Here is a 25,883-nt window from a genome sequence, read left to right as displayed (position 1 = left end):
CAACGCAACGAAAGGTCTTATCGATGACGCAGCGTCTATGCTTGGCGGCGGCCTTCCTCGTCGCATTGTCGATCGGTCCGGCCGCAGCCGACGGGCTCGATTGCGGCAAGCCGCCGTCCGAACACAATGCCGGAAACGATGCTCTGGCGAAGGCGGTGACCGCACCACGATCCCAGGTGGGCGCCAACGGCGGTCTGCGCGAAGCCGTTAAGCGCTTGAAAGCCGACGGCGTTTCGGCTGGGATGATTGTCGATAACGCAGTAGCCGCCTATTGCCCTCTGGTCGATGGCGACGACAGCCTGTCACTAGATAGGAAGCGGGAAGCCGTGCGCCGATTCGCCTCCGAGATCACGGGTTACGTCTACGATCCCGGGCAAACGTCGGACGCGATCATCGTCTCACTGCCACTGCAGACCGCATTGTCAGCGCAGGTCGATGCTGCTGCGGCCAAAGCAGGTCAGACCCGCGATGAATGGCTTCTCGATGCTGTGAAAAAGGCAATCGTATTTAGATAATATATTTTTGAAATTTAGCTGAACCTATTATATTTATGATTTGCGATTATCCCCTTGAAGCACATGTCATATTAGATTTTTGAAAAACTGATCGCTAAATAATACAAATATTTGTATTTATCATGGCAAGATGAGATATAATAACGATTTTTTCCAAATTTAACTTAACCGACTTTGCGATCCTCCTCAAGTGGCGGTCAGACAACCTTTCCGATGAGGCTTCCAATAAGCGCGGTGACCGCCATTGCGAAAGTACCCCAGAAGGTCACACGCATCGTCGCGCGGCGGCAATCGACGCCACTAGCCCCGCCGGCTCTTGCGCCAAGCGCGCCGAGCGCCGCCAGAAATATTAGCGAGGCCGTGGCCACTGTGTAATTTGTAAGGCGCATCGGTGAGAGTGCCGCGACAGCGAGCGGGAGTGCGGCTCCGGCCGAGAAGGTCGCGGCCGAAGTGAGCGCCGCCTGTACAGGGCGGGCGGTCGTGACGTCCGACATGCCGAGTTCGTCACGGGCATGCGCGCCAAGAGCATCCTTGGCCATCAGTTCCTCGGCGACTTGACGCGCCAGCGAAGCATCGAGGCCACGATCCACGTAGATCCGTGCGAGTTCCTCTCGCTCGGCATCCGGATCCTCGGTGAGTTCGCACCTCTCCTTCGCGAGATCGGCTCGCTCGGTGTCGGATTGGGAGCTGACCGACACGTATTCGCCGGCAGCCATCGACATGGCGCCTGCGACGAGACCCGCACTTCCAGCGACCACAATCTCGCTCGTCCCGGCTGCCGAGGCCGCGACCCCCACGATGAGACTGGCCGTCGAGACCAGACCGTCGTTGGCACCGAGCACCGCAGCTCGCAGCCACCCGATCCGGTTGATCAGATGACGTTCCGAGTGGACAGGTCGCATCGTGAAACCCCTCGCGGCAAGCGCTCTGGCAGGGCACGCAGGCGCTGCAGCGCCCGAATCGACCCAGGGGGTGCCAGTGTCTAGCCTCGTTTCGAAGCGATTTCGGCAACGGCCCGAATCGTCCTCTCGCGAACGCCCTGCAACGCCGCCCGCCCGTGATGCTCAGGTGGACGCCTCAGTTCAAAGCGGCTGCTACCGCCATGCGCGCCGAGAGCCGCGATCGACTAACCGTGCAGCTTGGCGATAGCCGTCACCAGACCGAGGCCGAGCCCGTTGCCGGGCGTGTGCCGCGTGCGTTCCGCCCGATAGAATCGACCGAAACCTGTGGCGCAATTCCAACACGTAGGACACCTTAAGTCTTTCTTACGTTGTCGATCGACTTGGAGCGTGCGAAGGTTGCGATGCTAACGGATAGGGCCGTCCTCCTCGTGGCATTCGTGCGCACATTGCTGCTTGCCATCCTCGCGGTCGCCGTAGCCGTCGCGCCGGGGGCGCCGTGCACGATGGTCAAGCATGCTACCGCCGACCATGCGGCAGGATCGGCCCGCGCGATGACTCATCACGATCACGCCGCGATGGTCGCTCACGCGGGTGCAGTCCAAGCAGCCGATACCGACGGTGGCATGGGGCCGTCCGCGCACCAGCAACACAAGCATCACGAGCACAAGCGGTCCGGCTGCCTCGCGACCTGTTGCCCGCTGTCCTGCCAGGCCGCGATGCCAGCCCAGCCCTGGTCGGGCGCGGTCCTGAGCTTTCGTCAGTCCGATCCCGTTCGGATGGATCGGGAAGACGTTGCCGTCGACATGCATCCCGTGCGCATCGAGCGCCCGCCCAGGCCCGTTGCCTGAGGCAGGCGGGCGCCGCTGAGCGGCGCCCGCTCCCGACCCGTGCCGACGACCAGGCCGCGTCGCCTTTCCAACAACTCGACGATCTAGACCGACCGTAGCCGGCCGACGCACGTCGTCCCGCCGCGCCGGCAGGCGTCGCCGATCCCGAAGCCCGCGAGCTCCGCCCGCGGCCGTCCGCCCCCGTTCCGGGATGCTCACGATGTCCAAGTTTTCGAGAACCGTCGCCCTGGCGACGGCGTGGCCCCTTGCCGCCTGCGTCCCGTCCGCCTCGCCGGTCTGGCTCGACAGGCCCGACGATCCCTACGTCCGCGTCAGGCCGGCGCGCTATGCTCCCGTGACGGCGGGCGTGAAACGGTTTGACGTCGCCGAGCCGAAGGACTGGATCGAGCAGAACAGGCGCGTGACGCCGAAGGGCGGCTCCGGCGGCATGGAGGGAATGGACGGCATGGATCATTCCCGGATGCCCAGGATGGGCGGCAAGCACGACATGGGAGGCCGCTGATGAGACCGCCCCATCATCGGCAGCTGCATGGCACCGGACGCCGGCTGAGGGCAGCGGCGAGCCTGGCAGGCATCGGCCTGACCCTCGGCGGCTGCGTGGGCTTCTCGCCCGACGCTGGGCTCGGGCCGGCGCGTGAATACGCGGCGCTCGACCTCAGGAAGCACGTCGTCAAGGTCGCCGACGTGGAAGGCGCGCTATCCGCTGGCGCGCAGACGGACATGCTGCTTCGTAGGCCGCTGACACCCGACAGTGCCGTCCAGGTCGCGCTTCTCAAGAACCGCGGTCTGCAGGCCGCCTTCAACGACCTTGGCGTCTCCGAGGCGCAGTACGTCCAGGCGACGCTGCCGCCGGCCCCTCGCTTGTCCATCACGCAATGGGGCCTCGGCTTCAACACCGAGATCGAGCGCTCGGTGGCCGCCAGCCTCCTGGACCTCGCGACCTTGCCAGCGCGCGCAGAGATCGCCCGCGATCGCTTCAGGGCCGACCAGTATCACGCGGCCGAGCAGGTACTGCGTCTCGCCGGCGAGGCGCGGCGACAGTTCTATCGGACCGTGGCCGCGAACCAGGCGACGGCCTTCCTCGAACAGGCGCTCGCCGGTGCGGAATCCTCCGCGATGCTGGCCAAGCAGCTCGGCGAGACGGGTGCGCTCAACAAGCTCGAACAGGCGCGCGAGCAAGCCTTCTACAGCGAACTCGGCGCCCAGCTCGGCAAGGCCCGAGTGCAGCAGCGAGCCGAGCGCGAACGCCTGACGCGCCTGCTTGGCCTATGGGGGCGCGAGACGGATTTTCGGCTGCCGAACGGCCTGCCAGCGCTCCCCGCCCGGCTCGTTCCTGGCGGCGAGATCGAGACCGAGGCGATGCGCAAGCGGACCGACGTCCAGGCCGCGCGCTTCGAATTGCATTCGCTTGCCGGCCAGTACGGCCTCTCGCAGGTGAGCAGCTTCGTCAGTGTCTTTGACGTAGGTTTCGCCAACCGGTTCAGCCGGTCCAGGATGCCCGGGACGGCGGACGCACCGCCGACAATCGACAAGAAGAGCCTGAACGGCTTCACCGGCGATCTCACCATCCCCATCTACGATTTCGGGACGTCGACCATCCAGGGCGCGAGCGAGGCCTATCTCGCCTCGGCCAACCGCCTCGCCGAACGCGCCGTCAACGCCCGCTCCGAGGTCCGGGAGGCGTGGCAGCGCTATCGCGGCCAGTACGACATCACGCGGCATTACCAGGCGAGCGTCCTGCCGCTGCGCAAGACGGTCCAGGACCAGGCCCTGCTGCAATACAGCGGCATGCTCATCGACGTCACGACCCTGATCGTCGATGCCCGCGCCCGCATCCTGAGCAGCATCCAGGCTATCGAGGCGCGTCGCGATTTCTGGATCGCGGCGACCGACCTCCAGGCCGCAACCCTCGGCGGAGGCTATTCCGGCGGGTCCTTCGGCGGCGAAGCCCCCGGCGCCAATACCGGCTCCAGCCTCGCGATCGCGACGCCCGGCGGCTGAGCCGCGCGCATCCGTTCAGACCATTCGGAGCAAGCCCATGAGCCACTTATCACGCAGAGGCATCCTCGGAGCCGGGGGTCTCGTCCTCGCCGGGACTTCGATGATCAGCGGGCGCACACAGGCCGCCGGCCTGCCGGAGGCGCCGTCCGCGACCAAAGCCACCACGCAGCCTCCGCTCCATCCAACGAGCGGGCCAGACTACCAGCCGGTGGTCACGCTCAACGGCTGGACGCTGCCCTGGCGCATGAAAGGGGATTGGAAGGAATTCCACCTCGTCGCCGAGCCCGTCGTGCGCGAGATGGCGCCGGGGATGAACGCGCATCTGTGGGGCTATAACGGCCAATCGCCGGGTCCGACCATCGAGGCGGTCGAGGGCGACAAGGTCCGCATCTTCGTCACCAACCGCCTGCCCGAGGCCACCACCGTGCACTGGCACGGCCAGGCCGTGCCCAACGGCATGGACGGCGTCGTCGGCCTGACGCAGCCCGGCATCCCGCCGGGCAAGACCTTCGTCTACGAGTTCGTGCTGCAGCGGTCGGGCACCTTCATGTACCATCCGCACTCGGACGAGATGGTCCAGATGGCGATGGGCATGATGGGCTTCTTCGTCGTCCATCCGCGCGACCCGGCCGAGCGGCGGGTCGACCGCGACTTCGTCTGGCTGTTGAACGCCTACGACATCGAGGCCGGGGCCTACGTGCCCAAGGTCAACACGATGCTCGACATGAACATGTGGTGCTTCAACAGCCGCGTCTGGCCGGGCATCGACCCGATCGTCGTCCGCCAGGGCGACAAAGTCCGGATGCGCTTCGGCAACCTGACCATGACCAACCACCCAATCCACGTGCATGGCGGCGACTTCAAGGTCACCGGCACCGACGGCGGCTGGATCGACGTGGCCGCGCAATGGCCGGAGGTCTCGGTCGACGTCGCCGTCGGGCAGATGCGCGCCATCGAGTTCACCGCCGACAATCCGGGCGACTGGGCGGTGCATTGCCACAAGTCGCACCACACCATGAACGCCATGGGCCATTCGGTGCGCACCTATCTGGGCGTCAACCTCAAGCGGACGGCGCCGCAGATCCGGAAAGTCGCGCCCGGCTACATGCCGATGGGCTCGAACGGCATGGGCATGATGTCAGAGATGAAGATGCCGCTGCCCGAAAACACGCTGCCGATGATGACGGGCGACGGACCGTTCGGCTCGGTCGAGATGGGCGGCATGTTTACTGTCCTGAAGGTCCGCCCGGACCTCGCGGCAGGCGATTACCGCGACCCGGGCTGGTACAAGCATCCCGAAGGTACGCAGACCTACGAATGGACCGGCGATCCGATGCCCGAGCCGGCTCGCGCGCCGAACACCGGCAAACGCGCCCGAGAGACCGACCTGCGCGTGGTCGACCCTCGCAAGCGCCACGTCGCTTCGAGCGTGCACGGCCACGAGAACCATTGAGGTTGATGAAGCGATTCATGGCGATTGCCGCCTGATGAGGGCGGCGCGATCCGGGACAGCGGAACCCATGCGTGTCCTTCTGATCGAGGACGACAGGATGATCGGCGAGGGCCTCGCCCGCGCCCTCGTTGCGGACGGCGCCTCGGTCGATTGGGTTCGCGACGGCGCGGAGGCCGAGGCTGCCTTGTGCGAGCGAGAGCATGCTCTGGTACTCCTCGATCTCAGCCTGCCGGGGGCCGACGGACTCGAACTGTTGCGGATCGCCAGGACCCGAGGCGTCGACACGCCGATCCTCGTCATCACGGCCCGGGATGGCGTGGACAGCCGCGTGAGCGGGCTCGATCTCGGAGCCGACGACTATCTCGTCAAACCCTTCGAGACGCGGGAGCTTCTCGCACGGATGCGCGCGGTGCTCCGGCGTCGGGCCGGACGCGCGACCTCCCGTCTCATCGCAGGCCCGACCGAACTGGACACGGAGACGCACACGCTCTCGCACGAGCAGGTCGCGACGGTGCTGCCGGCGCGGGAATACGCCCTCATGCACAGTCTGATGGAGCGGCCCGGCCGCATCCTGTCACGGGCCCAGATCGAGGAGCGCATCTACGGCTGGGGCGAGGAAATCGAGAGCAACGCCGTCGACGCCCTGATCTACGCCATTCGGCGCAAAATCGGCAAAGACGTCATCCGCAACGTGCGTGGCGCCGGCTGGATGGTGCCGAAGCCGTGAAGGCCGTTTCTCTCAGGCGGACGGCGCTCGCCTGGATGACGGCCTTGCTTGGGCTCGTCGGGCTGATCGCGATGCTCGCCGCCTACACCCTTGCGCGAAGCGAGGCCGCCGACTTCCTTGACGGGCAACTCCGCCAGGTCGCACTCAACGCCGGCCGCGGGCTCGCCGATGCGGACGCTCCCCCGGCCGCCGACCAGGATCCCGAGGACCAGATCGCCGTCACGACGTGGAAGCGCGGTGTCCTCGTCCGAAGCGATCTCCCCGGCACGTCCCCGACGCGTCCGACCGCAACGGGTTATGCCGACGCGGTCATCTCCGGCGAGGCGTGGCGGACCTACACGACGGATAACGACGTCTGGACCATCCAGGTCGCGCAGCGCGACCGGGTTCGGCGCGAAATCGCGAGAAGTGCGGCGATCGGGGCGGCAACGCCTGTCCTGCTCGTCATCCCGTTTGCGTGGCTCGTACTCGGCTTGGCCATGAACCGCATCCTCGCCCGCCTCGACGGGCTCGCGCGGGACCTGTCGGAGCGAAGCGCGACGGCCGCAGCCCCGCTGCCGATCGACGGGATCCCGGTGGAGATCGCGCCGCTCGTCGCGGGTATGAACGGGCTGATCGTCCGGCTGCGCGCCATGATCGAGGCCCAGCAGCGCTTCGTCGCCGATGCGGCGCACGCGCTTCGAACCCCGCTTGCTGCCATGCAGGTCCAGGTCGACAACCTCGCGGACGGCATCGAGGCGGATCTGCCTGCGCACCGCTGCGCTCTCGCGGCCGGCGTGAAGCGCGCGAGCAGTCTGGTCGATCAACTGCTGCGCCTCGCCCGCCTCGAAGTGCCCGCACCGGTTTTCGGTCCGGTCGAGATCGAGCCGCTGCTTCTCGACTGCGTCGGAGAGCATGTCGTTCTGGCCGAGAGCTGGGGCGTCGATCTCGGTTTTAAGGCGGACGCGCCGGCCTCGGTGCAGGGCGTCGCGGAGGAGATCAGGGTCCTCGTCGCCATCCTGATCGACAATGCGATCCGCTATACGCCTGCCGGCGGGCAGGTCGACGTCGTCCTGCATCGCGCGGACGGCGTGGCCGTCATCGACGTCGTCGATACGGGACGCGGGATCCCCGTGGGTACCGAGACTCAAATCTTCGACCGGTTCTTTCGGGCGGCGCCCGAGAGTGGGGACGGCTCCGGTCTCGGCCTCGCCATCGCACGCCGCATCGCGGAGAGAAACGAGCTTGAGCTGACCGTCGAGAACCGGCAAGACGGAGACTCCGGGGTTCGCGCCCGTATCGTCCTGCCTGCCTGATCCGGTTCCCTTCCAAGCGCGTCGCGGCCGCTCATTCTGCGCTCATTCTGAGGGACTACGGCTCCTCGTCGACGGCGGTCGCGGAAACGCGGCCTGCCGCGGCAACCGCCACTGCACGGCAGTGGCACGCAGGAGTGACCTCCATGAGCACCCAGTATCGACGGCGCGCCGCTCTCGCGGCGGGGGCCCTGATCCTCGCATTCACCCAGACGGCCTGGGCATTCACCGGTCAGGAATTGGCAGGCGAGGCGAAGGTCAGTCCGAGCGAGGCGCGCGCCATCGCGCTGAAGGCGCATCCTGGAAAGGTCACCGACCAGGAGCTCGAACGCGAGCCCGGCGGAAGCGGGCTTCGCTATTCCTTCGACATCCGGAACGGCTCGGTGACGCAGGAAGTCGGCGTCGACGCCGCGACCGGCGCGGTACTCGAGAACAAGGCCGAGGGCCCGAACTCGGACTGATCGCTCATCAGCCGACACGGCGACCGCGACGTCGGCGTGATCCCAAAAAAGGCGAGGACTTCGGATGACCCGCGAAGAGAAATCGGCCCTCAGCAAGGTTCCGGCGATCACCCTCGGCTTCTGGGTGATCAAGATCTTTGCGACGACACTCGGCGAGGTCGGCGGCAACGCTGTGACGCTGACCCTCGGGCTCGGCTATCTCGCCGGCACCGCGATCTTCGCCGCGGCCCTCGCCGCGCTCCTGGTCGCCCAGATCCGGTCGGACCGGTTCCATCCAACCCTCTACTGGGCGGTCATCACTGCGACCACGCTTGCCGGGACGACCTTGGCCGATTTCTGCGACCGATCGCTGGGCATCGGCTACGCCGGTGGCTCGCTCGTCCTGTTCTCGCTCGTCGTCGCCACCCTCGTTCTCTGGCATCGCACGCTCGGGACTGTCGCCGTGGAGACGGTACGCGCGCCCAAGGCCGAGGGGTTCTACTGGGCGACCATCATGTTCTCCCAGACGCTCGGTACGGCGCTCGGCGATTGGATGGCCGACAGTACCGGGCTCGGCTACAACGGGAGCGCGCTTCTCATATTCGTTGCGCTCGTCGTCGTCACCGTCCTGCACCTCCGGACGCGCGTTTCCCGGCCCCTGCTGTTCTGGACGGCCTTCGTCCTGACGCGGCCGCTCGGCGCCACTCTCGCGAACTCGCTCGACAAGCCGGCCGCTTCTGGCGGCCTGGGCATCAACGACGTCACGATCTCGGCGGTGCTGGCACTCGTCATGGTCGCGGCCGTCCTGCTGATTCCGCAGCGCGCCGGTCGCCATCCGGAGACGGCCGATGCCGCGTGAGCCGTCTCCTCGAACCAAAAGGGTGGGCCCGATGACCGACGATCAGAAACGCGCCTTGAGCAAGGTGCCCGCCGTCACGCTCGGGTTCTGGGTCATCAAGATCCTGGCCACCACGCTTGGCGAGACAGGCGGCGACACCGTCACCATGACCCTCGAATGGGGCTATCTTGCCGGCACGGCCTTGTTCGCCGTGTTGCTGATCGGACTCGTCATCGCTCAGATCCTGTCGAAGCGGTTCTATTCGGTTCTGTACTGGGCGACGATCATCGCCTCGACCACGTTCGGAACCACGATGGCCGACTTCGCCGACCGCTCGCTCGGCATCGGATATACCGGCGGAACGGCTCTGCTCCTCGCTTGCCTCGCTGTCGTGCTCGGGCTCTGGTACGCGAGCGAGGGCACGGTCTCGGTCGACACGGTCTCGACCCCTCGGATCGAGGCGTTCTACTGGGGGGCGATCACTTTCTCGCAGACGCTCGGCACCGCGCTCGGCGACTGGCTCGCCGATTCCGGAAGCCTCGGCTACGAGGGCGGCGCTCTCGTCTTCGCGGGTGCGCTCGCGCTCGTCATCGCCCTCTATTATCGGACCTCGGTGTCGCGCGTGGCGCTGTTCTGGGCGGCCTTCATCCTGACCCGGCCCCTCGGCGCCACGGTCGGCGATTTTCTCGACAAGCCTGTCGCCAGCGGCGGGCTGAACCTGAGCCGCCCGCTCGCCTCCACGGTGCTCGCGGCCGTGATCGTCGCCCTGGTGGTCCTGCTGCCGCAGCGGCCCGGGCGTCATCCAGGGCAAGAGGCAGCGACTTCCTGATCGGCAGTGCCGGCTCTCGGCCGACGACGGCGACCGCGCCTCTTGACCTTCCCATGATGGGAAGCCCCATCTGTCTGGGGCGGCATCCGCGACGTTAGATGCCTGCAGAGTCTGCCAGACGAGGATGCGCCACCCGCCGGCCCCCAAAGCCGTCCGCGAGGTGCGCGGTCCGTCTCGCTGAGTGAACAGGAGCCATCCATGACATCCGCCGCCGACCGCACGGCAACCCTCTACCGGATGGTGATGGACGAGCACGTCTGCCCTTATGGGCTCAAGGCGAAGGACCTGCTCGAACGCGAGGGCTTCGCCGTCGACGACCACTGGCTGACGACGCGCGAGCAGACCGACCGCTTCAAAGCCGAGCACAAGGTCAAGAGCACACCCCAGACCTTTATCGACGGTGAGCGCGTTGGCGGTTACGACGATTTGCGCCGCCGTTTCGGCAAGGCCGTGAACGACGCGGAGGCGACGAGCTACACCCCCGTCATCGCCCTCTTCTCGATGACCGCCCTGATGGCGCTCGCTGCTAGCTTCGGCGCCTTCGGGACCATCCTGACCGTACGCACGGCCGAGTGGTTCATCGCCTTCAGCATGTGCGCACTCGCCCTGCTAAAGCTTCAGGACGTCGAGAGCTTCTCCTCGATGTTCCTGGGCTACGATCTGATGGCCAAGCGCTGGGTGCGCTACGCCTACTCGTACCCCTATCTCGAAGCGCTTGCCGGGGTGCTGATGATCGCGGGGGCGCTCAAGTGGCTGTCGATCCCGGTGGCCCTGTTCATCGGCACGGTCGGCGCGGTGTCGGTGTTCAAGGCGGTCTACATCGACAAGCGCGAGATCAAATGCGCCTGCGTCGGTGGGGCGAGCAAGGTCCCGCTCGGATTCGTCTCGCTGACCGAGAACCTGATGATGGTCGGCATGGCGCTGTGGATGCTCGCCGCGGTCGCGACCGGCTCGATGGGGCACTGAGAGGAGACTTCGGCATGGCTCCGATCTGGCTCCACGCGCTCGCGATCTTCGCGCTCCTGCTCGGCGCCGCCTGCGCGCTGCTGCTGGTCTTTGACGTCCGAGCACGCCCGCAGCATATGGCCGTCATGAACGTCGTGTGGCCGGTCTGCGCCCTGTTCGGCACGATCGCCGTGGTCTGGGCCTACTACCGCTACGGTCGGGCACCGGCCAGCGAAACACACGATCACGGGGCGTCGAAAGCGCGGGGCTCCCCGCACGGGAGCACCACGCCCTACCCGGTCATGGTCGGGACGGGCGCGCTTCATTGCGGCAGCGGCTGCATGCTCGGCGACATCGCCGCCGAGTGGTTGGCTTTCTTCTTGCCGGGGGTTGCCGTGTGGTTCGGCTGGGGCGGCGTGTTCGCCGACAAGATGTTTGCCGTCTGGGTCCTCGACTTCCTGTTCGCCTACGCGCTCGGCATCGTGTTCCAGTACTTCGCCATCGTGCCGATGCGGGGGCTGTCGTTCGGACAGGGCCTGATCGCGGCCGTGAAGGCCGACACGCTCTCGCTCACTGCCTGGCAGATCGGCATGTACGGCTTCATGGCGCTGGCGCAGTTCGTGCTGTTTCCCCGCCTCCTCGGGCAGCAGGCGCCGGTTGACTCGGTCGAGTTCTGGTTCGCGATGCAGATCGCGATGGTCTGCGGATTCGTGACGAGCTACCCCGTGAACTGGTGGCTGATCCGCGTCGGCATCAAGGAACGGATGTAGCCTGCGTTACAGTGATGCCGGCGACTGACTTCAAAAAGCCAGGCGGGCAGACAAAGGCACGATTTGTTAGTTGCGCGGGACCAAGCGAACGTCCGTTACCCACGGTCTCAAGCCGAAAAGCCGCCGTTCCGCTTTCGGCCAAAGTCAGACTTAGCGGCCCCACGGGACGAAGAAGGCTCCCTAACGCCAGAGAAAACGGAGCGCTGAGCCGAAGAAACGGAGCCTCCAGCCCTAGCATGCCTGCAAGTGATGGAGATAAAAGAGTTTTTCATCCTGTGGCCGGGTGGCGCGTACACGTCGTTTTTGAGCCGCGTGTTCGGAGGCCCCGCGGGTCAGGCTGTCTCGCCGGTTTCAGATCGACGCTTAGACGACGCAGTTGAGAGCCTTCCCGCTGCATGCGCTTTTGCAGCATAGACTGAGAGCGGTCGATCGGCGCCGAAATGGCGGTCGCGCTCGACCGGCAGGCCGAGACGGCCGCGGAGAGCGGTGATCTCTTCAAGATCGACAGTACCGAGTTCGGGGCACCCTAGCCCGAGGTCACAGAGACCGAAGGCGAGGGTGTGATCGTCGGGGTCGATCTCGGTCAGGAGCCAAGTTGCGTCGCCGTCCGGAGTGAAAAGTTTCACAACGGGGAGGGGGTCGGGGTTCTCGCCCGCGGCTGCACGGCAGCCGTTGGCGAGAAGCCGTCGGAATTGAGCGGCGGTGAATAGCTTCGCCATCAGCGCACCTCCTGCACACCGAGAGCAGGAGAGGGTGAGGCTGATTTCTGAGTTCGAGTCCGGATACTAACCCCGGCCTTGCGCGGTCGCTTCGGTCCGTCTGCGTTGGCTGTGGCGGTCGAACTTTGTGCTGCCGACAGCAGCGTCGATCCTAGCTTTGGTCGCCTGGGCTCGACTGAAGAGTTCGAGGTTCGGGTGCTGCCCTCAGCCAGAGCCGATAAAGTCGGTGCTCCAATTTGCCTGGATTCAGCAGGGGAGGGACCGCGCTCGGTTAAACCAGCCTCTTCCAGGACAAGGTCGAGGACAGGCTGGAGATCGAGGTATCGGTGACGAAGGTAGCTGGCTTCCGCGCCACCGCCCGCCTGCGCCAGCGCGTCAACGAAGCTCTCGAGCGAAAGCGAAGTGAATCCTACGGTCTCGGGTGATGAACCGACCGGATCTACGAGTTCGGCAGCGTAGAGGGCCGTCGCGATGGCGACGCGGCGATTTAGCCGAGGCGATAGAACCAGCAGGTGGGCGCGGGGTGTGACCCCGGTCCGAACAGCGAGCTGCGCAAGTAGGTGGAGGCGCCAGAATTGTTCGAACTGAACGCTGCGCAGCGCAAGTGCATCGGAGTTGTGATGAAGCGCAACCTCGCGGCTGACTTCGTCGTAGCGGGGGCGGCGAGTGGCAGCAGGACCGGAGCAGCCCTCGCTGTATTTCACCTCGATGAACACGGTTGCTGACTCGCCATCGGGCGTGACGACGGAGACAGCAGTATCGAAGGCGGTGCCATCACGGAGATAACGTACTTCGTGACGGCCTGGCGACGTCTCGAACCGGATATCGGTGACCTGATGGACGAAGTCCGGCAAAATCTGGCGAAAGACGGCGGTGGCCAGATCGAGGTTGAAGAGGAGCGGCACAAATAAGTTGTAGTTGAGCGGCTCCGATGAAAGCAGATTTCGATGAAGGCGCTCGTAATTCACGCACGCGCCTTCCTCCCGCATGATTAGGCTGTGACGAACGGAGGCATGAACGGCTTGACTGATGAAATTAACGCCGCGATCACCGTCAGCTGTCTGCAGCTTGGAACCCAGCGTGATGGACGAAAGACCTTTATTACTGTCAGGTTGATGAAGGCCAGCGGGCAGACCTTGCTCTTCACGCCAGAGCGACTGGCGGAAGCGGGCGGCGGCGCGGAAGCGGGTGTCGCCGAAGATCCAGCAGGAATGGCGACGCAAGAGTGGTTCGGGAACGAGGGGTGCGCGTGCGAGAGGCTGAGCGACGCGTGATGCGGCCGGATTGTCGTTAGGTGAGGGCTGTTTGTCCATGAAGCTGACCTCAGACTGCTCTGGAGGAGAGCTACAGGTTCAGCGAGACGGGGCAGAAATTGCGCCGGCGAGGTAGGTAGGCGGCCGTTCTTGGGGCGGCGGGTCACGAATGCGGGCCGGCCGAGAGAGCTAGCTCAAGAGCTTCACTCACTGATGCATGGCGGAGGGTGAGGGGTGTATCCCTGTAGGTCGAGCGGCTACAGGGGCAGGGCCACCGCCCGCACTCCCCGCCGGATCACCGCTTCCATCCGGGGGGAGGGGGGTAATTTTATGTAGGTCGTTGACCAGCGAGTGCGCAGGCCAATTTGCGCCTCCTCCCCCAGCGTTTTGCACGAAAGGTTTAGGAAGAAGCAGGACCATCGCGCCAAGAATCGAGGTGAGTTCTGGCCCCAAACCAAGAGTTCGGGTTTAGGGGGTTATCGGTCGCCCAACACCTCTTGCGAGTTCTTCGAAGCCGACCTTGCAGCAGATCAGCTTAGGCGTCTTGGTCGCGCCACTAGCAGACTTCGGGTTGGGCATTCCAAAAGTCTGCTAGTTGAGCAGCTGCGGACGTTAACGCGGAGGGAACGCATCGCTCGGAAGATGTCTATACGCTCTACTTCCTACCCTCTTCGCCCAGGAGGTCCGCCACGGCGTCGTTCCCGTTTTAAGGCTGTCTTGCGAACAGTTTGCGCCGCTTAGCTTGAACAGCTTGTCACAGCGCCTGCGTCGGCACAGAGCATGTTCGACTGGGTTGAGCCGGTCGGCGGTCGGCACGACGGAGCTCAACACATCATGTCTTCGTGAGACATTAAAGGGCTTATGCCCAAGACATGTTTACCGATTAGTCAGCTTGAAAAAACTCAACTATGGCCGGCGTTTTCGGAAAACACAGACATTGCTTGCCTTCAGAGGGCATACGCTCAATCGGTGCCGCTTTCCGGCACGGTCACGATGGTGATGACCTCGCCCGGCACTGATACGAAGGATTGCTCCCGGACCTCTTCGTGCTGGCACCCTCGAAACTCGAACCACGCATCGGCACCGACCTTTCTGACGGGCGTACTGCCTGTTCCACCGCCATGAAGCAGTTCGTAGGCAAAGCTTTCTGGATCGAGGTCATCACGGGCCCGCCACCGAGGCGAGACGACGTTGGACGGCCACGACCATCGTCGGCGGTCCAGCCCGTCGCGAAACATGACGATGGGGAAGCGGTTGCACTTGACCGCTTTCAGCAGCGTCGCGGTCCTGCTCGTGTTGAATGCGCCTGTCAGGTCGTCGAGCGCCTGCAAAGAGAGTACCCGAATTCTCATGATCGACGGTTCGAACATGAAGGACGGCAGCAGCAGGTCGGAGGCGAAGTCGTCGGCTTGCCGCTCCGGGTTGAGAGCATCGCGCGAGAACCCGCCGATGTCCTTCGAGGTGCAGAACAGCAATCGGTGTCGGTGCAGGAGCCAGTGCCCGATCTCGTGGCCTATCGAAAACCGTTGACGCTGCGGAATGCTCAGGCTGTTGACCGCGATGATCGCGTGCCGTGCGTTGCCGACGATGGTGGCCTCGCACCTGTCCATTGGCCGAAACTTCACGAAGGCGCCTTGTGAATAGGCGATGGCTTCGAGGTCGATGTCACCGGGCTCCTTGATGCCGAGTTGCAGCAGTAGCCGCTCGGCGGGACTGACGGTTGCCATCAGCTGTCACTCCCGTCCTTCTCGGCACCGAGGCGGTCGAGGTCGGCCAGGTCGTCTAAAAGCCCTTCATTGTCACGGTCGGAAAGCCCTTCGCCCTTCCGGGCGGCCATCATCATGCCTGTCGCGGCGGGCGCTCTCATGCGCATGGCAGCGAGACGCTCGCGCCTTTTTTGAAGATCCTCGACCGGCAGAGCTGGGCGATCAGCTTCACGGAAGCTAGCAAGGTCGGCCTTCGCCTTTGCGAGGCGCGCCTGTACGCATTCCTTTTCCGCCAACGAAATCATGGATCTTAGCCCGCCCAATATCTCGTCGGGGGAAAGGCCCTCCTCGGAGAGCTCGGCTCTTAGGTCCTGCTCCGAGGTTTCGAGGATGTTGTCGAGGAATGCGTCGTCGATGAGAGCTAAAGGATGAGGTTTTGGCTTATCGGCGCTCATGGCCTCCACCCCTCCGGCCAGCGTTTCTCGACCGCCTTGCGGATGCGGCGGATCACGTAGTGCACCCGGTTCGAGGGCAACTCGACGGCAGCATAGAGGTCGCCCCCCCTCAACCCGTCGGACAGGGCGAGGATGACCAACTGGGCCTCATCATCCTTTGCGAAGAGCGCCATCATCGCATCCACCGCATTGGGTTCCTCCCGCTCCATAAGGAGCGTTTCAGGGTCGTCGGTCGAAGCAAGCAATCGTTCGGCCAGCGAGCGGCTGTCGACCCGCCCTCCCGCCTCGACGCGGAAGGGAGCGTCGAACGGCACTTGCCGGGCGAGTTCCTCGCGCCGATGGCTTGCTGTGCTACGGATTGCGCCTGCGATGAACCTGACGAAGGTGTCATCGCGCCGGCACTTCCGCTCGCGCAGGAACGCTTGGCAAAGCGCACTCTTCAGTAGCGCCCCTGGCTCATAGTCGGTGCCGCCTCGATAGCGCGCGTCGACCTTGCGAAGCCTCAGCAAGTCCGCGTCGGTCAGCGCCCCAATGGCAGCGCGAACCTCGGCGTCGTCGAGGAACCGGTCTTCCGGCTCCATCCCCCCAGCCATTCCCATACTCCAATGCCGGGCAGATCGCCGGTCTCGGAACTTTTTTCGACGACGCTGTCCGAATCCGCGGGCGTCACCGGCCCAGGAAGTCAGGATGCCAGCCTGGACCAAGGATGCAACCTGGATGGGCGGGATCGACAACACCGGCTGCCAAATAGGCGACCGAGACAGACTTGAGGTGGAAACGATGAAGCAGCCTGGGCTCGACGGTCGCCATCGCGACCAGAACGGACAGATCCGGCACAAGAACGGGACGACGCGCGTAGGGACGCTGCGGGAGCAGTACGGCGAGGACTTCGCCGCCGGCCACCGCTCGGACATGCACCTGAAGTCGCTGCTGGAGCGCGAGGGTGCCGGCTCCTTGAGCCAGCTTCTCAAGAAACGCGGCTGAGCCCTCCATCGGTCGCGCCAGGGTGCGCGACCGATGCTGACCCTCGTCCCCGGAGAACCCTATGTGGGCCGATACCGACACTGACATCGACTACCTTAACTACTCCGAGGTGGCCGAACTGGTCGCTGAGATGGTGGGAAGCAAACGGCTCCTTCCGCTCTCGCTCGGCATCTTCGGCACTTGGGGGACCGGCAAGTCGACGGTGCTGCGTCTTGTGAAACGTGCGCTTCACGGCTCCCCGGACGAGTACCTGTTCATCGATTTTGATGCTTGGCTCTACCAGGACTTCGACGACGCGCGCGGCGCGCTGATGTCTGTGATCGCAAAGGCACTCCACGACGAGGCGCCCGAGGGGTTGAAGGCCAAGGCGAAGTCATTCCTGGGCCGCGTCAACAAGCTGCGTGCCCTCGGCCTGCTGGCGGAAGGTGGGGCTGCCATGGCCGGCGTGCCTACGTTCGGCCTCCTGAAGAAGGGGATGGAAGGGCTTGGCGACCTCCTGACCGGCAACGCCGACGGCGCGGACTACGAGGCCATGGGCAAGGCCGCCGGCGAGGTGAAGGAAAAGGGCAAGGGGCTCCTCCGGGAGGCGGAGAAGCACAGCCCGCCCGAGGAGATCACCGCCTTCAGGAAGGAATTCGGCGAGCTCCTCCACGGCATCGAGAAGACGCTGGTCGTCGTCATCGACAACCTGGACCGTTGCACGCCGCCGAACGCGATCCACACGCTGGAGGCCATCCGGCTCTTCCTTTTCCTGCCCCGCACCGCGTTCGTGGTCGCTGCCGACGAGGACATGGTCCGACACGCTGTCTCCTCGTATTTCAAGAACCCGTCCGAGCGCCTCGTCCAGGACTACCTCGACAAGCTGATCCAGGTGCCCGTGAGGGTGCCGCGTCTCGGTGTTCAGGAGGTCAGGGCTTACATGCTGCTCCTCTTCGCGGAGGCGGCAGGGGTCGACGGCGAGAAACTTGAGGCCCTGCGGCGCTACCTCGTCGACCAACTTCGGCAAGTCTGGAAGCCTGACGCGGACTTCAGCGTCGACCAAGTCCTCGGCGTGCTCGAACCGAGCGATCCGGACCCGTTGCGTAGAACCCTCGACCTCGCCGATCGCATGGCGCCGCTCCTGGCCTATTCGACGACCGTCAAGGGCAACCCGAGGATCATAAAGCGCCTCTTGAATGTGGTACGGATGAGGGCGTCGATCGCGCGCAAGCGCGAGATGCCCATCGATGAGGCCGTTATCGCGAAGCTCGCCCTCTTCGAGAGATGCACGTCGTCGAACGCGGTCGACGCCTTGCACGACGCCATCAACGCCGGGAGCGGGAAGCCCGAGCTGCTGGCGACCATCGAGGCGATGGACGGGAACGACGCCGACTTCGAGCAGGCCCTCCCGCAGGCTATGAAACCACATCTGACCTTTGTCAGGGACTGGGTCGGACTGGAGCCAAAGCTCGGCGGCTATGACCTACGGCCTGCGGTTTACCTCGCGCGCGAGACGGTGCCCGTTCGCACGGTGGCGACACTGCTTTCGCCGGCGGCGCTCCAGGCGGTGGAGGTGCTGCGTGCGATCCGAACGCTCAACTCGCCGGCCGCGCGCACCGCCCTCGAAGGCGTCGATCCGAGCGAGCATGTCGCGATGATGGATGCGCTCGTGCGCGACATGAGGCGCAACGCGGATTGGATGCGCTCCCGGGACGATTTCCGCGGCGCAATCTACCTGGCGGATGCCTCGTCGGGCGCGGCCGCGACCCTATCCCGGTTCATCCGCACGCTCGACCTGCCGCGGCGCCCACCCTGGATGTCGACGATGCTCAACGGAAAGACATGGGCTGGGGCTTAATCTGATGGGAACCTCGTCATCCGCGCGCGGGACCTCGCCCCGCGCCTCGCTCGTCCCTCCGCACGCGGACACCGATCCGACGGTGCCCGTGCCAGCGCCCGTAGGCAATCGCTTCCGCACGTTCCGGACCGAGTTCGGGCGCTTCTGCGAAGGTGGCGGCCGGGGGAGCGTGAGATCGGCGCTCGGCCACTATGCCCGGACTTCAACAGGCGGCTCGACGATTGGTCCGAGACGTTTCGGTCCGGCCTACGCGGCAGGCGGCAGCTTGTTCGGGTTGCTCGGCAACATGCGGGCCGGCGGCGACGGTGCGGCGTTCGCGGGTATCGATCTGTCAGGGTTGGTGGGGCGGACGGTCGGGTACGCGGCTCAGGAGATTGCGCGGGCCCTTACGCCCGAGAACGAGGATGCCGAACGCATCCGCGTCGCCATCCACGAGGCCATCGCGGAAGTCCTTCCGGACGTCGAGATCTTCGACCCCACCGCCATGTCGGCGGATCAAGTCATCGCCGTCCTCTTGGACTTCCTGGCCCGCGTCCTTTTCAGGCAGGTCACGGAGGACGCCGGATCGGCCTGGAACAAGGCGCCTTCGGGCGACCGGACGATCCAGGCTGAGAACGAGCTTTTCGACCTGGTCAAAGTCGCCATGGACCGGCATCTCGGCCCCGCACTAGCGGGGGGCGTCGGGAACCTCAGCCGAACCCAGGTCGAGCGTCTCCAGCGTGAGGCAATGAACGAGGTCTGGCGCGAGTGGGAGGCATACGAATGACGAGGGTCGTCTTTCACACCGATGTCGAGGATGTTCCCGACCTGAGGGATGACAGAGAGGTTCACGTCGTCATCTATGCCGCCGGCCGGATGCCGGAAGGCGTCGCGCGGATCGGCTATCAGCTGCTGGACGCGACCAGTCGGTTCGGCTTTGGCCTGCGAACCGACGCGTTCGACTTTCTAACGTTGGCGCTGGCGGTGACAGCCGCGGACACCTTTGTGCCCCGCGGTAGTACGCACGACCGATGGTGCCGCAATCTCGAACTGCAGGTGCCGCTCATCGATCCGACCCCATGGGCACCCGTCGTGCACCGGCTGGAGGCGGCGCTGAACTTCCTCAGCGGCGACAGGTGGACCGTCGTTCTCGGTCCGGACGGTCCCAGGCCGCTCGGTCATAACGTTATTGCGCGCCGGCGTCGCCGCATCGACCTCTCGCGGGCCGATTGCGCCTGCCTGTTCTCAGGGGGACTCGACAGCTACGTCGGCGCCCTGGACCTGATTGGGCAGGGTCATCGTCCCCTGCTCGTTAGCCACTCATACCCGAAGGACAGCCAGTACCAGAACCGGCTGATGCGAAGGTTGCCCGCGGCCTGCGAGCGGTTCACTGCCAACGCTCATCCGACCTGGAGCGGCGCGAGCGACGTCAGCATGCGGACGCGCAGTTTCAACTTCATGGCCTACGGCGTGGCGGCCGCGACCGCCATCTCGCAATGGCGGGGAGGCGACGTGATCGATCTCTACATTCCGGAGAACGGCCATATCGCATTGAACCCGCCTCTGACGCCTCGGCGTTTCGGATCGCACAGCACTCGGACGACCCATCCGCATTTCCTGTCCGAGATCCAGGCCATTGTGCAGGCGGTCGGGCTACCTGCGCGGCTCGTCAATCCGCTGCGTCACCAAACAAAGGGCACCATGGTGCGGCGGTATGCGGCCGACGAGACCTTCTCCGAGTTGGCCGCGCAGACAGTATCTTGCGGAAAATGGAAGCGCGACGGTGTCCAGTGCGGCCGTTGCGTCCCCTGCCTGATCAGGCGGGCTTCATTCTTCGCGGCCGGCCTCGAGGACGCAACGCCGTATCGTTCGGAAGAGCTCCGCGAGGTCTTGGCGGACATGAGGCACCGCGACGATCTCGTATCGGTCATGCGCGCAGTCGCGCGGTCAAACGGGGCCGACATGGAGGCTTGGGTTCTTCAGGCCGGTCCACTTCCGCCAGACCCGCAGGAGCGCGCGGCCTATGTCGACGTCTTCCGCCATGGTATCGATGAACTGCGAGGATTCCTAAGAGCCAGCGGCCTGCCGTGATCGACTTCCACTGCCATCTCGACCTCTACCCGGATCCCGAGATGGTAGTGAGACAGGCCGACGAGGCCCGCATCTACGTGCTGTCGGTGACGACCACACCGAAGGCCTGGCGTCGAACGTCTGAAATGGCCAAGGACTGCACGCGAATTCGGACCGCTCTAGGCTTGCACCCGGAGCTTGCGCATGAGCGGCATGCCGAGCTTCCCTTGTTCGAGGCGCTCCTTCCGCAGACGCGATATGTTGGTGAGGTTGGACTAGACGGGTCTCCCGACCTCAAGCCGCATGCTCAGATCCAAAGGAAGGTCTTCAAGACCGTCTTGAAGCTTTCATCTAGGCAGGGCGGTCGTGTCTTGTCCATCCATAGCCGTCGCGCTTCCGACGAGGTCCTCGAATGCCTTCGTGCGGAGCCGGATGCCGGGACGCCCATCCTACACTGGTTCTCCGGCAGCCAGGCCCAATTGCGTAGGGCTATCGATCAGGGTTGTTGGTTTTCGGTCGGGCTGCCGATGTCACGTTCCGATAGGGGACGCGCGTTGCTTGCCAGCCTGCCCAGGGATCGGGTCCTCACGGAGACCGACGGGCCGTTCGCACAGGAGGGCAACCGGGCGGTGAAGCCATCGGATGTCTCCGGCATGGCGGATGCCCTATCTTCCGTCTGGAATGTTTCAGCGAGCGAGGTGAGAAATCAGCTGGCTACGAACTTGCGGCGTTTGACTGCGTATGCCCTCGATACCTCTCGACAGGTTGTTCCAAGGGCTGGAGCAGCCGTGGCCTAGCGATTGATACGGGAACGCATCGCTTTCCCAGTAAGTGGCACTTCTTCGAGCCCCACCCTGCATGATGGCCCGAACGTCACTGGGCATGCGTATGGAGGATCGTGTCGAATTCTTCCGGATGTCCGACGAGATGCGAGCTTGGACAGGCGCAAAGGCCATGCGTGTCACCATGCGGCGAATGAGGCAAGAGCTTCAGCACGGGTCTTTCAGCTACATCGGACGACTACACCAGGATTAGAAAGGCGAGAAGTCGTGCCAGCCTGCTGTTGAATCAATGCAGCTCCTGATCTTCCTGGGACAAAACTGTGCGAATCCGGTAAGGTTCGGCTCAAGGAGATGCAGGATAAGGGAAAGCAGGGCTTCGACGGTGAGCCTGTCAAATTTGAAGCGGCGCTCGTCGCGTCGCGAGCGGTCCTCGACGGTGTCCTTCCGCCGAAGCCGGAAGGAACTCTTCCCCGGGCAAAACGATCCAGCTCGTGTTCAGACGCTCGCCAGGCTGCTCGATGCCGCTGAAGGGGCGCCAACTCATGACATTATGGCCACCGACGAAACGTCTGCTTCAACTATTGGAGCAAACTTTTGGAGTGGCGACGCGCGGGGTCAGCTATGGGTCAACTGCTGCCGTGTTAGCAACTAATGAGAAGCTGATCTGCGACCTTAAAAAGCTTGCTCCGCCAGGAGAGCGTATGAAGCCAGCGACTAGGAATGGCCGCAGCGCCGTAGATGGCACCAGCGAGCTGGCCGGTCACTGCGCCAACTGTATCCGCGTCTTCGCCGAGGTTCACTGCCAAGATGAGAGCATCCTCGAAGGTCGAGGTATTGCCAACGGCCCAGATGGCGGCTTCGAGCGTGTGGACGACGAAGCCTGATGATCGAATTTGATCACGGGATTTTTTACGCCAACTGCCGGACACGATAGTCGCGATGGCGAGATCGCCGGACCACAGGCGGGGGCGAAGAACATCGGGCTGGCCGAAGATGGCTTCGCGCAGGAGCTGGACCAACAGAGCGCAGGCTTCGACGGCCTGCGGCGCGGCGTGCGTAATACGGCTTTGGTTACGGGCGAGCTGATCGGCAGCTTCGTCGTCATGAAGCGCAAACAAAGCTGCCGGTGCGAGGCGCATCAGGCTGCCGTTGCCGCCGGTGGTTGGGTCAGAAGAGCCGGCGTAGGGATTTCCGGTACGGATGAAGCTAGCGAGCGCTTCCCGGGTAGTCAGACCGATGTCGCGGCAATCGTGAGTGCAACTGTAGACACCGTCTTGCCACCACGAAACGAAGCGGGTGGCGATGTCGTGCGGGTTGAAAGCCTGACAACTGATGAGGCTATCGGCGAGCGCAAGTGCCATCGCTGTATCATCGGTCCATTGACCCGGTCGGAGATCGAAGGGGCCGCCGCCGAGCATTTCAGTATGAAGATGCTGAGCGTCACGGCGGGTAAATTCGATCGTCGTGCCGAGGGCGTCGCCGACGGCCAGGCCAAGTAGGGCGCCTTGAGCGCGATCGCGGATGGCGGGGGAAGTAATGGCGGATGGGGCCAGTGGCTGCGTCCTTCAGTTCGAATGCAGCGAGAGTTTCGCGTCTAGGGCTAAGAAGTTGCTCTATGATTATCGCGCAGCAACCGGAGCGAATGGATAGAGAAATGGAGCGGTAGCTGGGTAAGTTATTGATCTGATGCGCAAAGTGGGACGGGGAGCGTACAGCGCATTGGCCTGTCCAGCATCAGGCCGTAGGGTGCAGCGGGAGGAGGTCGGTAGCGGCGCGGGACAGAAGCGCAGCCCGTCCGCGGGAGCGCTGATCGGAAGCCTATCCTCGCAGGGAACCGGACAGCGGGATGGCTGTCCGGTGCCAGAGCAGTGGCTCCGGCATCACCCCAGTCCCAGCCGTATCGTCTCACAAGGGTTATTCGCGAATATCGCTTCGAAGCCAGCTCGCTAACAGCGCTTCGGCTTCGATCTATGCGCGTTGGGCACAGCGTTCGACGTTCTGGTTGGTGACCGCGTGTTATGACCGCGGGTCAGCAGATGGCCCGGTTTCAGCTATGGTGGTTGAAATGGCTTATTCACCAAATTTAGCCTGCAAAAAAATCTCGTCCTTGGTGTCGGACGTCTAAACAATGCTGTAGTTCCAGACGTGCCGACCACGCGATGTGAAGAGCTGCGCAGCGCACGAACGCCAGTTCTCAAGATTGGCACGCGCAGCGAGCATGTTGGCATCAAAATTCGAGCCCAGTTTGGCGCCAGAAGCCGTTGCCATGTAGTCGGTGACCCCGCCAACCTTGTAGACCTTTACTGCGCCGAGCAGCGGAGATGACTCCGCACACACGCAAATACGGACGAACGCCGGCTGATGCAGCAGCGGAGTGAGCGCCGCCGTACTGGCCGAGTAGACGAGGTGTGTCGGCGAGGCCATTTCATTCGATTGGCTGCCCCATGTCCCGTGCGGTCCGGCACTTGTGCTGCCGATCGCGTTCGCTGCCCTCGGGCGAACCAGGCACGAGCTGCCTAAGGACCTTGGCGAGGGCTGGACGCCTGCGCTTGGTGAGAGACTCTCCGCCGTCGCGGGTGATTCGAACGATGGTGGGATTGAAGTTTTAGGGTCGACCTCGATGTGGGCGGCCCCGGACCATCGAAGATTGTCGAGCTTTAGCGCGCGAGGTAGCGCACGGCGTCGGTCACTCGAGGATGGTCCTCGTGGCGGAAGATGTTGGGGGGTTGTCGCGCGTGGATCGATCGTAGCCGTTTGCGCTCCGAGATGTCCGTGGTCGGGCGTAGTCTTATGGCGGCACGTAACAGGGTATCGCCTATCTGCTCATCGCCCTACGTCATCAACACGTCGCCCTCCAATTCGAGAGATTTGAATTTGCGGGGTCGTCGGGACCAGTCCGGTACAGAGATGGCTGAACGCTGACCAATTCTCAGCCATAGCTGCGATGGGGATGGTCGTCGGGCCAACCCCGCCAACAACCATGCGCGAGTGGCGCTCAGGTGTCCTCGCGGGTCAGACGCGCGCTGGTCTTGCGTACACCCTCAGCCGTCCATCGGCGTCCCGTCATCGTCGCAACACCACGCTTGTTCAGCTCGTCCGCCGCAGCGCTCCAGCGTCCGGCCCCCTCGGGCAACCGCGATACGACATCGGTAACTTCCTCCTTGGCCCGCGCCCGCGTCGCCCGAGCCTCCGAGGATTGCCGCCGCTGCCAGCGCCGGAAGTGCTTCACGGGATCGAAGTCGCTACCCATCCCTTCGATCGGCGTTGGATCGGGGCGCAGATCCTGGACGCGGATACCGCGGTTCTCGACCGCGTCGTCGAGGATCTCCTGCATGACGCCGTGCGGGCGCCAATGGTGTACGAGGGAGAAGTCGACGTACACAAGCGTCGCTGCCTCGGCCGCGCACAGCGCGAGGGGTCGGGCCAGCGCTTCGGCCACGGCGTCCGTGCCGCGATCGACCGCCAGCTCAAGGAAGGCTGCCTCGTCGAGAAGCCGGCCCCTCTGCTCAGTCACGTAGCGGCGCACTAGCGTTAGTTGGTAGCGGATCGTGCGGCTGAGCCTGGCGGCGGCCTCGACATCGCGAGGCCATGTCCTCACCGGCCGGCGCGGCACCGGGAGCGACCAGTAGAATCCGACGAACGCCTGTCCCAAGCCGCTCCCTCCGTCCACGGTCCACCGCCTATCCAGCCCGGACAATTCCGACGATTCCGCAGCGCCCCCCCTCGACCGGCTAGTCCTGGGTCATCGCCTCGCGAGCACGATCGGAACCATACCGGATCCGCTCCCCGCAAGAGGCACGACACGGAGATGGGACGAAGGTGATGGACAGTCGAGATGACGGGCGGGGCCCCGCGGAAGGCGTCGGGGCGACGTACGGCCTGCCGGCCGAGGCGCTGGCGCTCTTGAACGGGTGCGCCGAGCGCATCCGCACGGCTTACCGGGGCGAGACGCGGCGCGTCCTGGCGATCGGCCGGGATCTGAAGGCGGCGAAGACTCACTTGCGGCACGGCCAGTTCGGACGCTGGCTGCGGGAGGAGTTCGGCTGGAGCGAGCGGACAGCGCAACGCTACATGCAGGCCGCCCGGGTGTTCGGCGACGAACCCGACACGGTGTCGGATCTCGCCCCTGGGGCAGTCTACGCCCTGTCGGCCGAGTCGACGCCCGCCGCGGTCCGCACGGCTGTGCTGGCCCGGGTCGAGGCGGGCGCACCGCCGGACGCGTGCGAGATCCAGGCCGAGGTGGCGCAGGTGCGAAAGGCCGAGCGAGCCCAGCGAGCCGAGATGCGCGCCGTACGCGACTTGTCCCGACCCCTCCCGTTTCTGTCGGCTCAGCGCAAGGCGGCCCTGGCGCAGAGAGCTGCGAGCTTCATCCTGACGCATCTCGGCAACGAGCGTCGGACGCTGGCCCGGCTGATCGAGGATGTCGATCCGAAGGCACTCATCGAGGCACTGCGGGCGATGGAGACCCCAGATCCAGGCGAGCCGATCTCCGCGATCGACTTCGATGAAGCGGCGACGCGCTAAGCCCGGTCCATCCC

General features: G+C 64.6%; 27 protein-coding genes. 18 read left to right on the top strand and 9 right to left on the bottom strand.

The window, feature by feature from the left end; translation table 11 throughout:
- Positions 1-23 precede the first annotated feature (23 nt).
- Positions 24-515, top strand: a complete 492-nt coding sequence (locus HCU64_RS14375) for a hypothetical protein (protein ID WP_233384679.1) — start codon at positions 24-26, stop codon at positions 513-515.
- A gap of 197 nt (positions 516-712) precedes the next feature.
- Here HCU64_RS14375 and HCU64_RS14370 read toward each other — a convergent pair whose 3' ends face one another.
- On the bottom strand, positions 713-1,417 hold the full coding sequence (locus HCU64_RS14370) for a VIT1/CCC1 transporter family protein (RefSeq protein WP_233384678.1): 705 nt from the start codon (positions 1,415-1,417) through the stop codon (positions 713-715).
- 428 nt (positions 1,418-1,845) lie between these two features.
- On the opposite strand from HCU64_RS14370, the gene HCU64_RS14365 reads away from it, so the two are divergent.
- From HCU64_RS14365 to HCU64_RS14315, 11 genes are all read left to right on the top strand, one after another.
- Complete coding sequence (locus HCU64_RS14365; protein WP_233384677.1) at positions 1,846-2,265, top strand: hypothetical protein; 420 nt, start codon at positions 1,846-1,848, stop codon at positions 2,263-2,265.
- Positions 2,266-2,464: 199 nt separating this feature from the next.
- Positions 2,465-2,767, top strand: coding sequence for a hypothetical protein (locus HCU64_RS14360; RefSeq protein WP_233384675.1), 303 nt, complete (start codon positions 2,465-2,467; stop codon positions 2,765-2,767).
- The gene (locus tag HCU64_RS14355; protein ID WP_233384674.1) at positions 2,767-4,266 is read left to right on the top strand and encodes a TolC family protein; all 1,500 of its coding nucleotides are present in this window, start codon (positions 2,767-2,769) and stop codon (positions 4,264-4,266) included. The genes HCU64_RS14360 and HCU64_RS14355 overlap by 1 nt, the downstream gene beginning before the upstream one ends.
- 37 nt (positions 4,267-4,303) lie before the next feature.
- Entirely contained in the window at positions 4,304-5,719 is a 1,416-nt protein-coding gene (locus HCU64_RS14350) for a multicopper oxidase family protein (protein WP_233384673.1), read from the top strand.
- A 67-nt stretch (positions 5,720-5,786) separates the two neighbouring features.
- Positions 5,787-6,446, top strand: a complete 660-nt coding sequence (locus tag HCU64_RS14345; protein ID WP_233384672.1) for a response regulator transcription factor — start codon at positions 5,787-5,789, stop codon at positions 6,444-6,446.
- Positions 6,443-7,741 carry an ATP-binding protein gene (locus tag HCU64_RS14340; RefSeq protein ID WP_233384671.1) on the top strand — a complete coding sequence of 433 codons (1,299 nt, stop codon included), beginning with the start codon at positions 6,443-6,445 and terminating at the stop codon, positions 7,739-7,741. The genes HCU64_RS14345 and HCU64_RS14340 overlap by 4 nt, the downstream gene beginning before the upstream one ends.
- Positions 7,742-7,884: 143 nt before the next feature.
- Complete coding sequence (locus HCU64_RS14335; RefSeq protein ID WP_233384670.1) at positions 7,885-8,199, top strand: PepSY domain-containing protein; 315 nt, start codon at positions 7,885-7,887, stop codon at positions 8,197-8,199.
- Between the two features lie 64 nt (positions 8,200-8,263).
- Positions 8,264-9,037: a COG4705 family protein gene (locus tag HCU64_RS14330; protein WP_233384669.1), complete on the top strand. Its 774-nt coding sequence runs from the start codon at positions 8,264-8,266 to the stop codon at positions 9,035-9,037.
- A 31-nt stretch (positions 9,038-9,068) separates the two neighbouring features.
- Positions 9,069-9,845, top strand: coding sequence for a COG4705 family protein (locus HCU64_RS14325; RefSeq protein ID WP_233384668.1), 777 nt, complete (start codon positions 9,069-9,071; stop codon positions 9,843-9,845).
- Between the two features lie 198 nt (positions 9,846-10,043).
- Entirely contained in the window at positions 10,044-10,811 is a 768-nt protein-coding gene (locus tag HCU64_RS14320; RefSeq protein ID WP_233384667.1) for a glutaredoxin, read from the top strand.
- A gap of 14 nt (positions 10,812-10,825) precedes the next feature.
- Positions 10,826-11,560, top strand: a complete 735-nt coding sequence (locus HCU64_RS14315) for a DUF4396 domain-containing protein (RefSeq protein WP_233384665.1) — start codon at positions 10,826-10,828, stop codon at positions 11,558-11,560.
- Between the two features lie 332 nt (positions 11,561-11,892).
- On the opposite strand, the gene HCU64_RS14310 is transcribed toward HCU64_RS14315, so the two are convergent.
- From HCU64_RS14310 to HCU64_RS14290, 5 genes are all read right to left on the bottom strand, one after another.
- Positions 11,893-12,279 carry a DUF2958 domain-containing protein gene (locus tag HCU64_RS14310; RefSeq protein ID WP_233384664.1) on the bottom strand — a complete coding sequence of 129 codons (387 nt, stop codon included), beginning with the start codon at positions 12,277-12,279 and terminating at the stop codon, positions 11,893-11,895.
- Positions 12,279-13,592, bottom strand: coding sequence for a PGN_0703 family putative restriction endonuclease (locus HCU64_RS14305; RefSeq protein WP_233384663.1), 1,314 nt, complete (start codon positions 13,590-13,592; stop codon positions 12,279-12,281). The genes HCU64_RS14310 and HCU64_RS14305 overlap by 1 nt, the downstream gene beginning before the upstream one ends.
- A gap of 902 nt (positions 13,593-14,494) precedes the next feature.
- Positions 14,495-15,259, bottom strand: a complete 765-nt coding sequence (locus tag HCU64_RS14300) for an ImmA/IrrE family metallo-endopeptidase (RefSeq protein WP_233384662.1) — start codon at positions 15,257-15,259, stop codon at positions 14,495-14,497.
- Positions 15,259-15,693: a hypothetical protein gene (locus HCU64_RS14295; RefSeq protein ID WP_233384661.1), complete on the bottom strand. Its 435-nt coding sequence runs from the start codon at positions 15,691-15,693 to the stop codon at positions 15,259-15,261. Before HCU64_RS14295 ends, HCU64_RS14300 begins: the two co-directional genes overlap by 1 nt.
- Positions 15,690-16,274: a hypothetical protein gene (locus tag HCU64_RS14290; RefSeq protein ID WP_233384660.1), complete on the bottom strand. Its 585-nt coding sequence runs from the start codon at positions 16,272-16,274 to the stop codon at positions 15,690-15,692. The genes HCU64_RS14295 and HCU64_RS14290 overlap by 4 nt, the downstream gene beginning before the upstream one ends.
- 106 nt (positions 16,275-16,380) lie before the next feature.
- On the opposite strand from HCU64_RS14290, the gene HCU64_RS14285 reads away from it, so the two are divergent.
- The 5 genes from HCU64_RS14285 to qatD all read left to right on the top strand — a co-directional run bounded on the left by HCU64_RS14285 (position 16,381) and on the right by qatD (position 21,360).
- Positions 16,381-16,677: a hypothetical protein gene (locus tag HCU64_RS14285; protein ID WP_442785962.1), complete on the top strand. Its 297-nt coding sequence runs from the start codon at positions 16,381-16,383 to the stop codon at positions 16,675-16,677.
- Between the two features lie 61 nt (positions 16,678-16,738).
- Entirely contained in the window at positions 16,739-18,514 is a 1,776-nt protein-coding gene (locus tag HCU64_RS14280; RefSeq protein ID WP_233384659.1) for a KAP family P-loop NTPase fold protein, read from the top strand.
- A gap of 88 nt (positions 18,515-18,602) precedes the next feature.
- Positions 18,603-19,280, top strand: coding sequence for a hypothetical protein (locus tag HCU64_RS14275; protein WP_233384657.1), 678 nt, complete (start codon positions 18,603-18,605; stop codon positions 19,278-19,280).
- Positions 19,277-20,584 carry a Qat anti-phage system QueC-like protein QatC gene (qatC, locus tag HCU64_RS14270; protein ID WP_233384656.1) on the top strand — a complete coding sequence of 436 codons (1,308 nt, stop codon included), beginning with the start codon at positions 19,277-19,279 and terminating at the stop codon, positions 20,582-20,584. Before HCU64_RS14275 ends, qatC begins: the two co-directional genes overlap by 4 nt.
- The gene (qatD, locus tag HCU64_RS14265) at positions 20,581-21,360 is read left to right on the top strand and encodes a Qat anti-phage system TatD family nuclease QatD (RefSeq protein WP_233384654.1); all 780 of its coding nucleotides are present in this window, start codon (positions 20,581-20,583) and stop codon (positions 21,358-21,360) included. The genes qatC and qatD overlap by 4 nt, the downstream gene beginning before the upstream one ends.
- Positions 21,361-21,986: 626 nt before the next feature.
- On the opposite strand, the gene HCU64_RS14260 is transcribed toward qatD, so the two are convergent.
- From HCU64_RS14260 to HCU64_RS14250, 3 genes are all read right to left on the bottom strand, one after another.
- Complete coding sequence (locus HCU64_RS14260) at positions 21,987-22,868, bottom strand: ADP-ribosylglycohydrolase family protein (RefSeq protein ID WP_325169977.1); 882 nt, start codon at positions 22,866-22,868, stop codon at positions 21,987-21,989.
- Between the two features lie 598 nt (positions 22,869-23,466).
- A complete protein-coding gene (locus HCU64_RS14255) occupies positions 23,467-23,769 on the bottom strand; it encodes a hypothetical protein (protein ID WP_233384653.1) in 303 nt (100 codons plus the stop codon).
- A 571-nt stretch (positions 23,770-24,340) separates the two neighbouring features.
- Positions 24,341-24,997, bottom strand: coding sequence for a hypothetical protein (locus tag HCU64_RS14250; protein ID WP_233384652.1), 657 nt, complete (start codon positions 24,995-24,997; stop codon positions 24,341-24,343).
- A 170-nt stretch (positions 24,998-25,167) separates the two neighbouring features.
- Between HCU64_RS14250 and HCU64_RS14245 the strand changes: the two genes are divergently transcribed.
- A complete protein-coding gene (locus tag HCU64_RS14245) occupies positions 25,168-25,869 on the top strand; it encodes a DUF3102 domain-containing protein (RefSeq protein ID WP_233384651.1) in 702 nt (233 codons plus the stop codon).
- Positions 25,870-25,883 lie beyond the last annotated feature (14 nt).

Source organism: Methylobacterium sp. C25 (assembly GCF_021352225.1).
GTDB lineage: Bacteria > Pseudomonadota > Alphaproteobacteria > Rhizobiales > Beijerinckiaceae > Methylobacterium.
The sequence above is the reverse complement of the archived record's forward strand: the minus strand, read 5'-3'. Positions and strand labels throughout refer to the sequence as shown.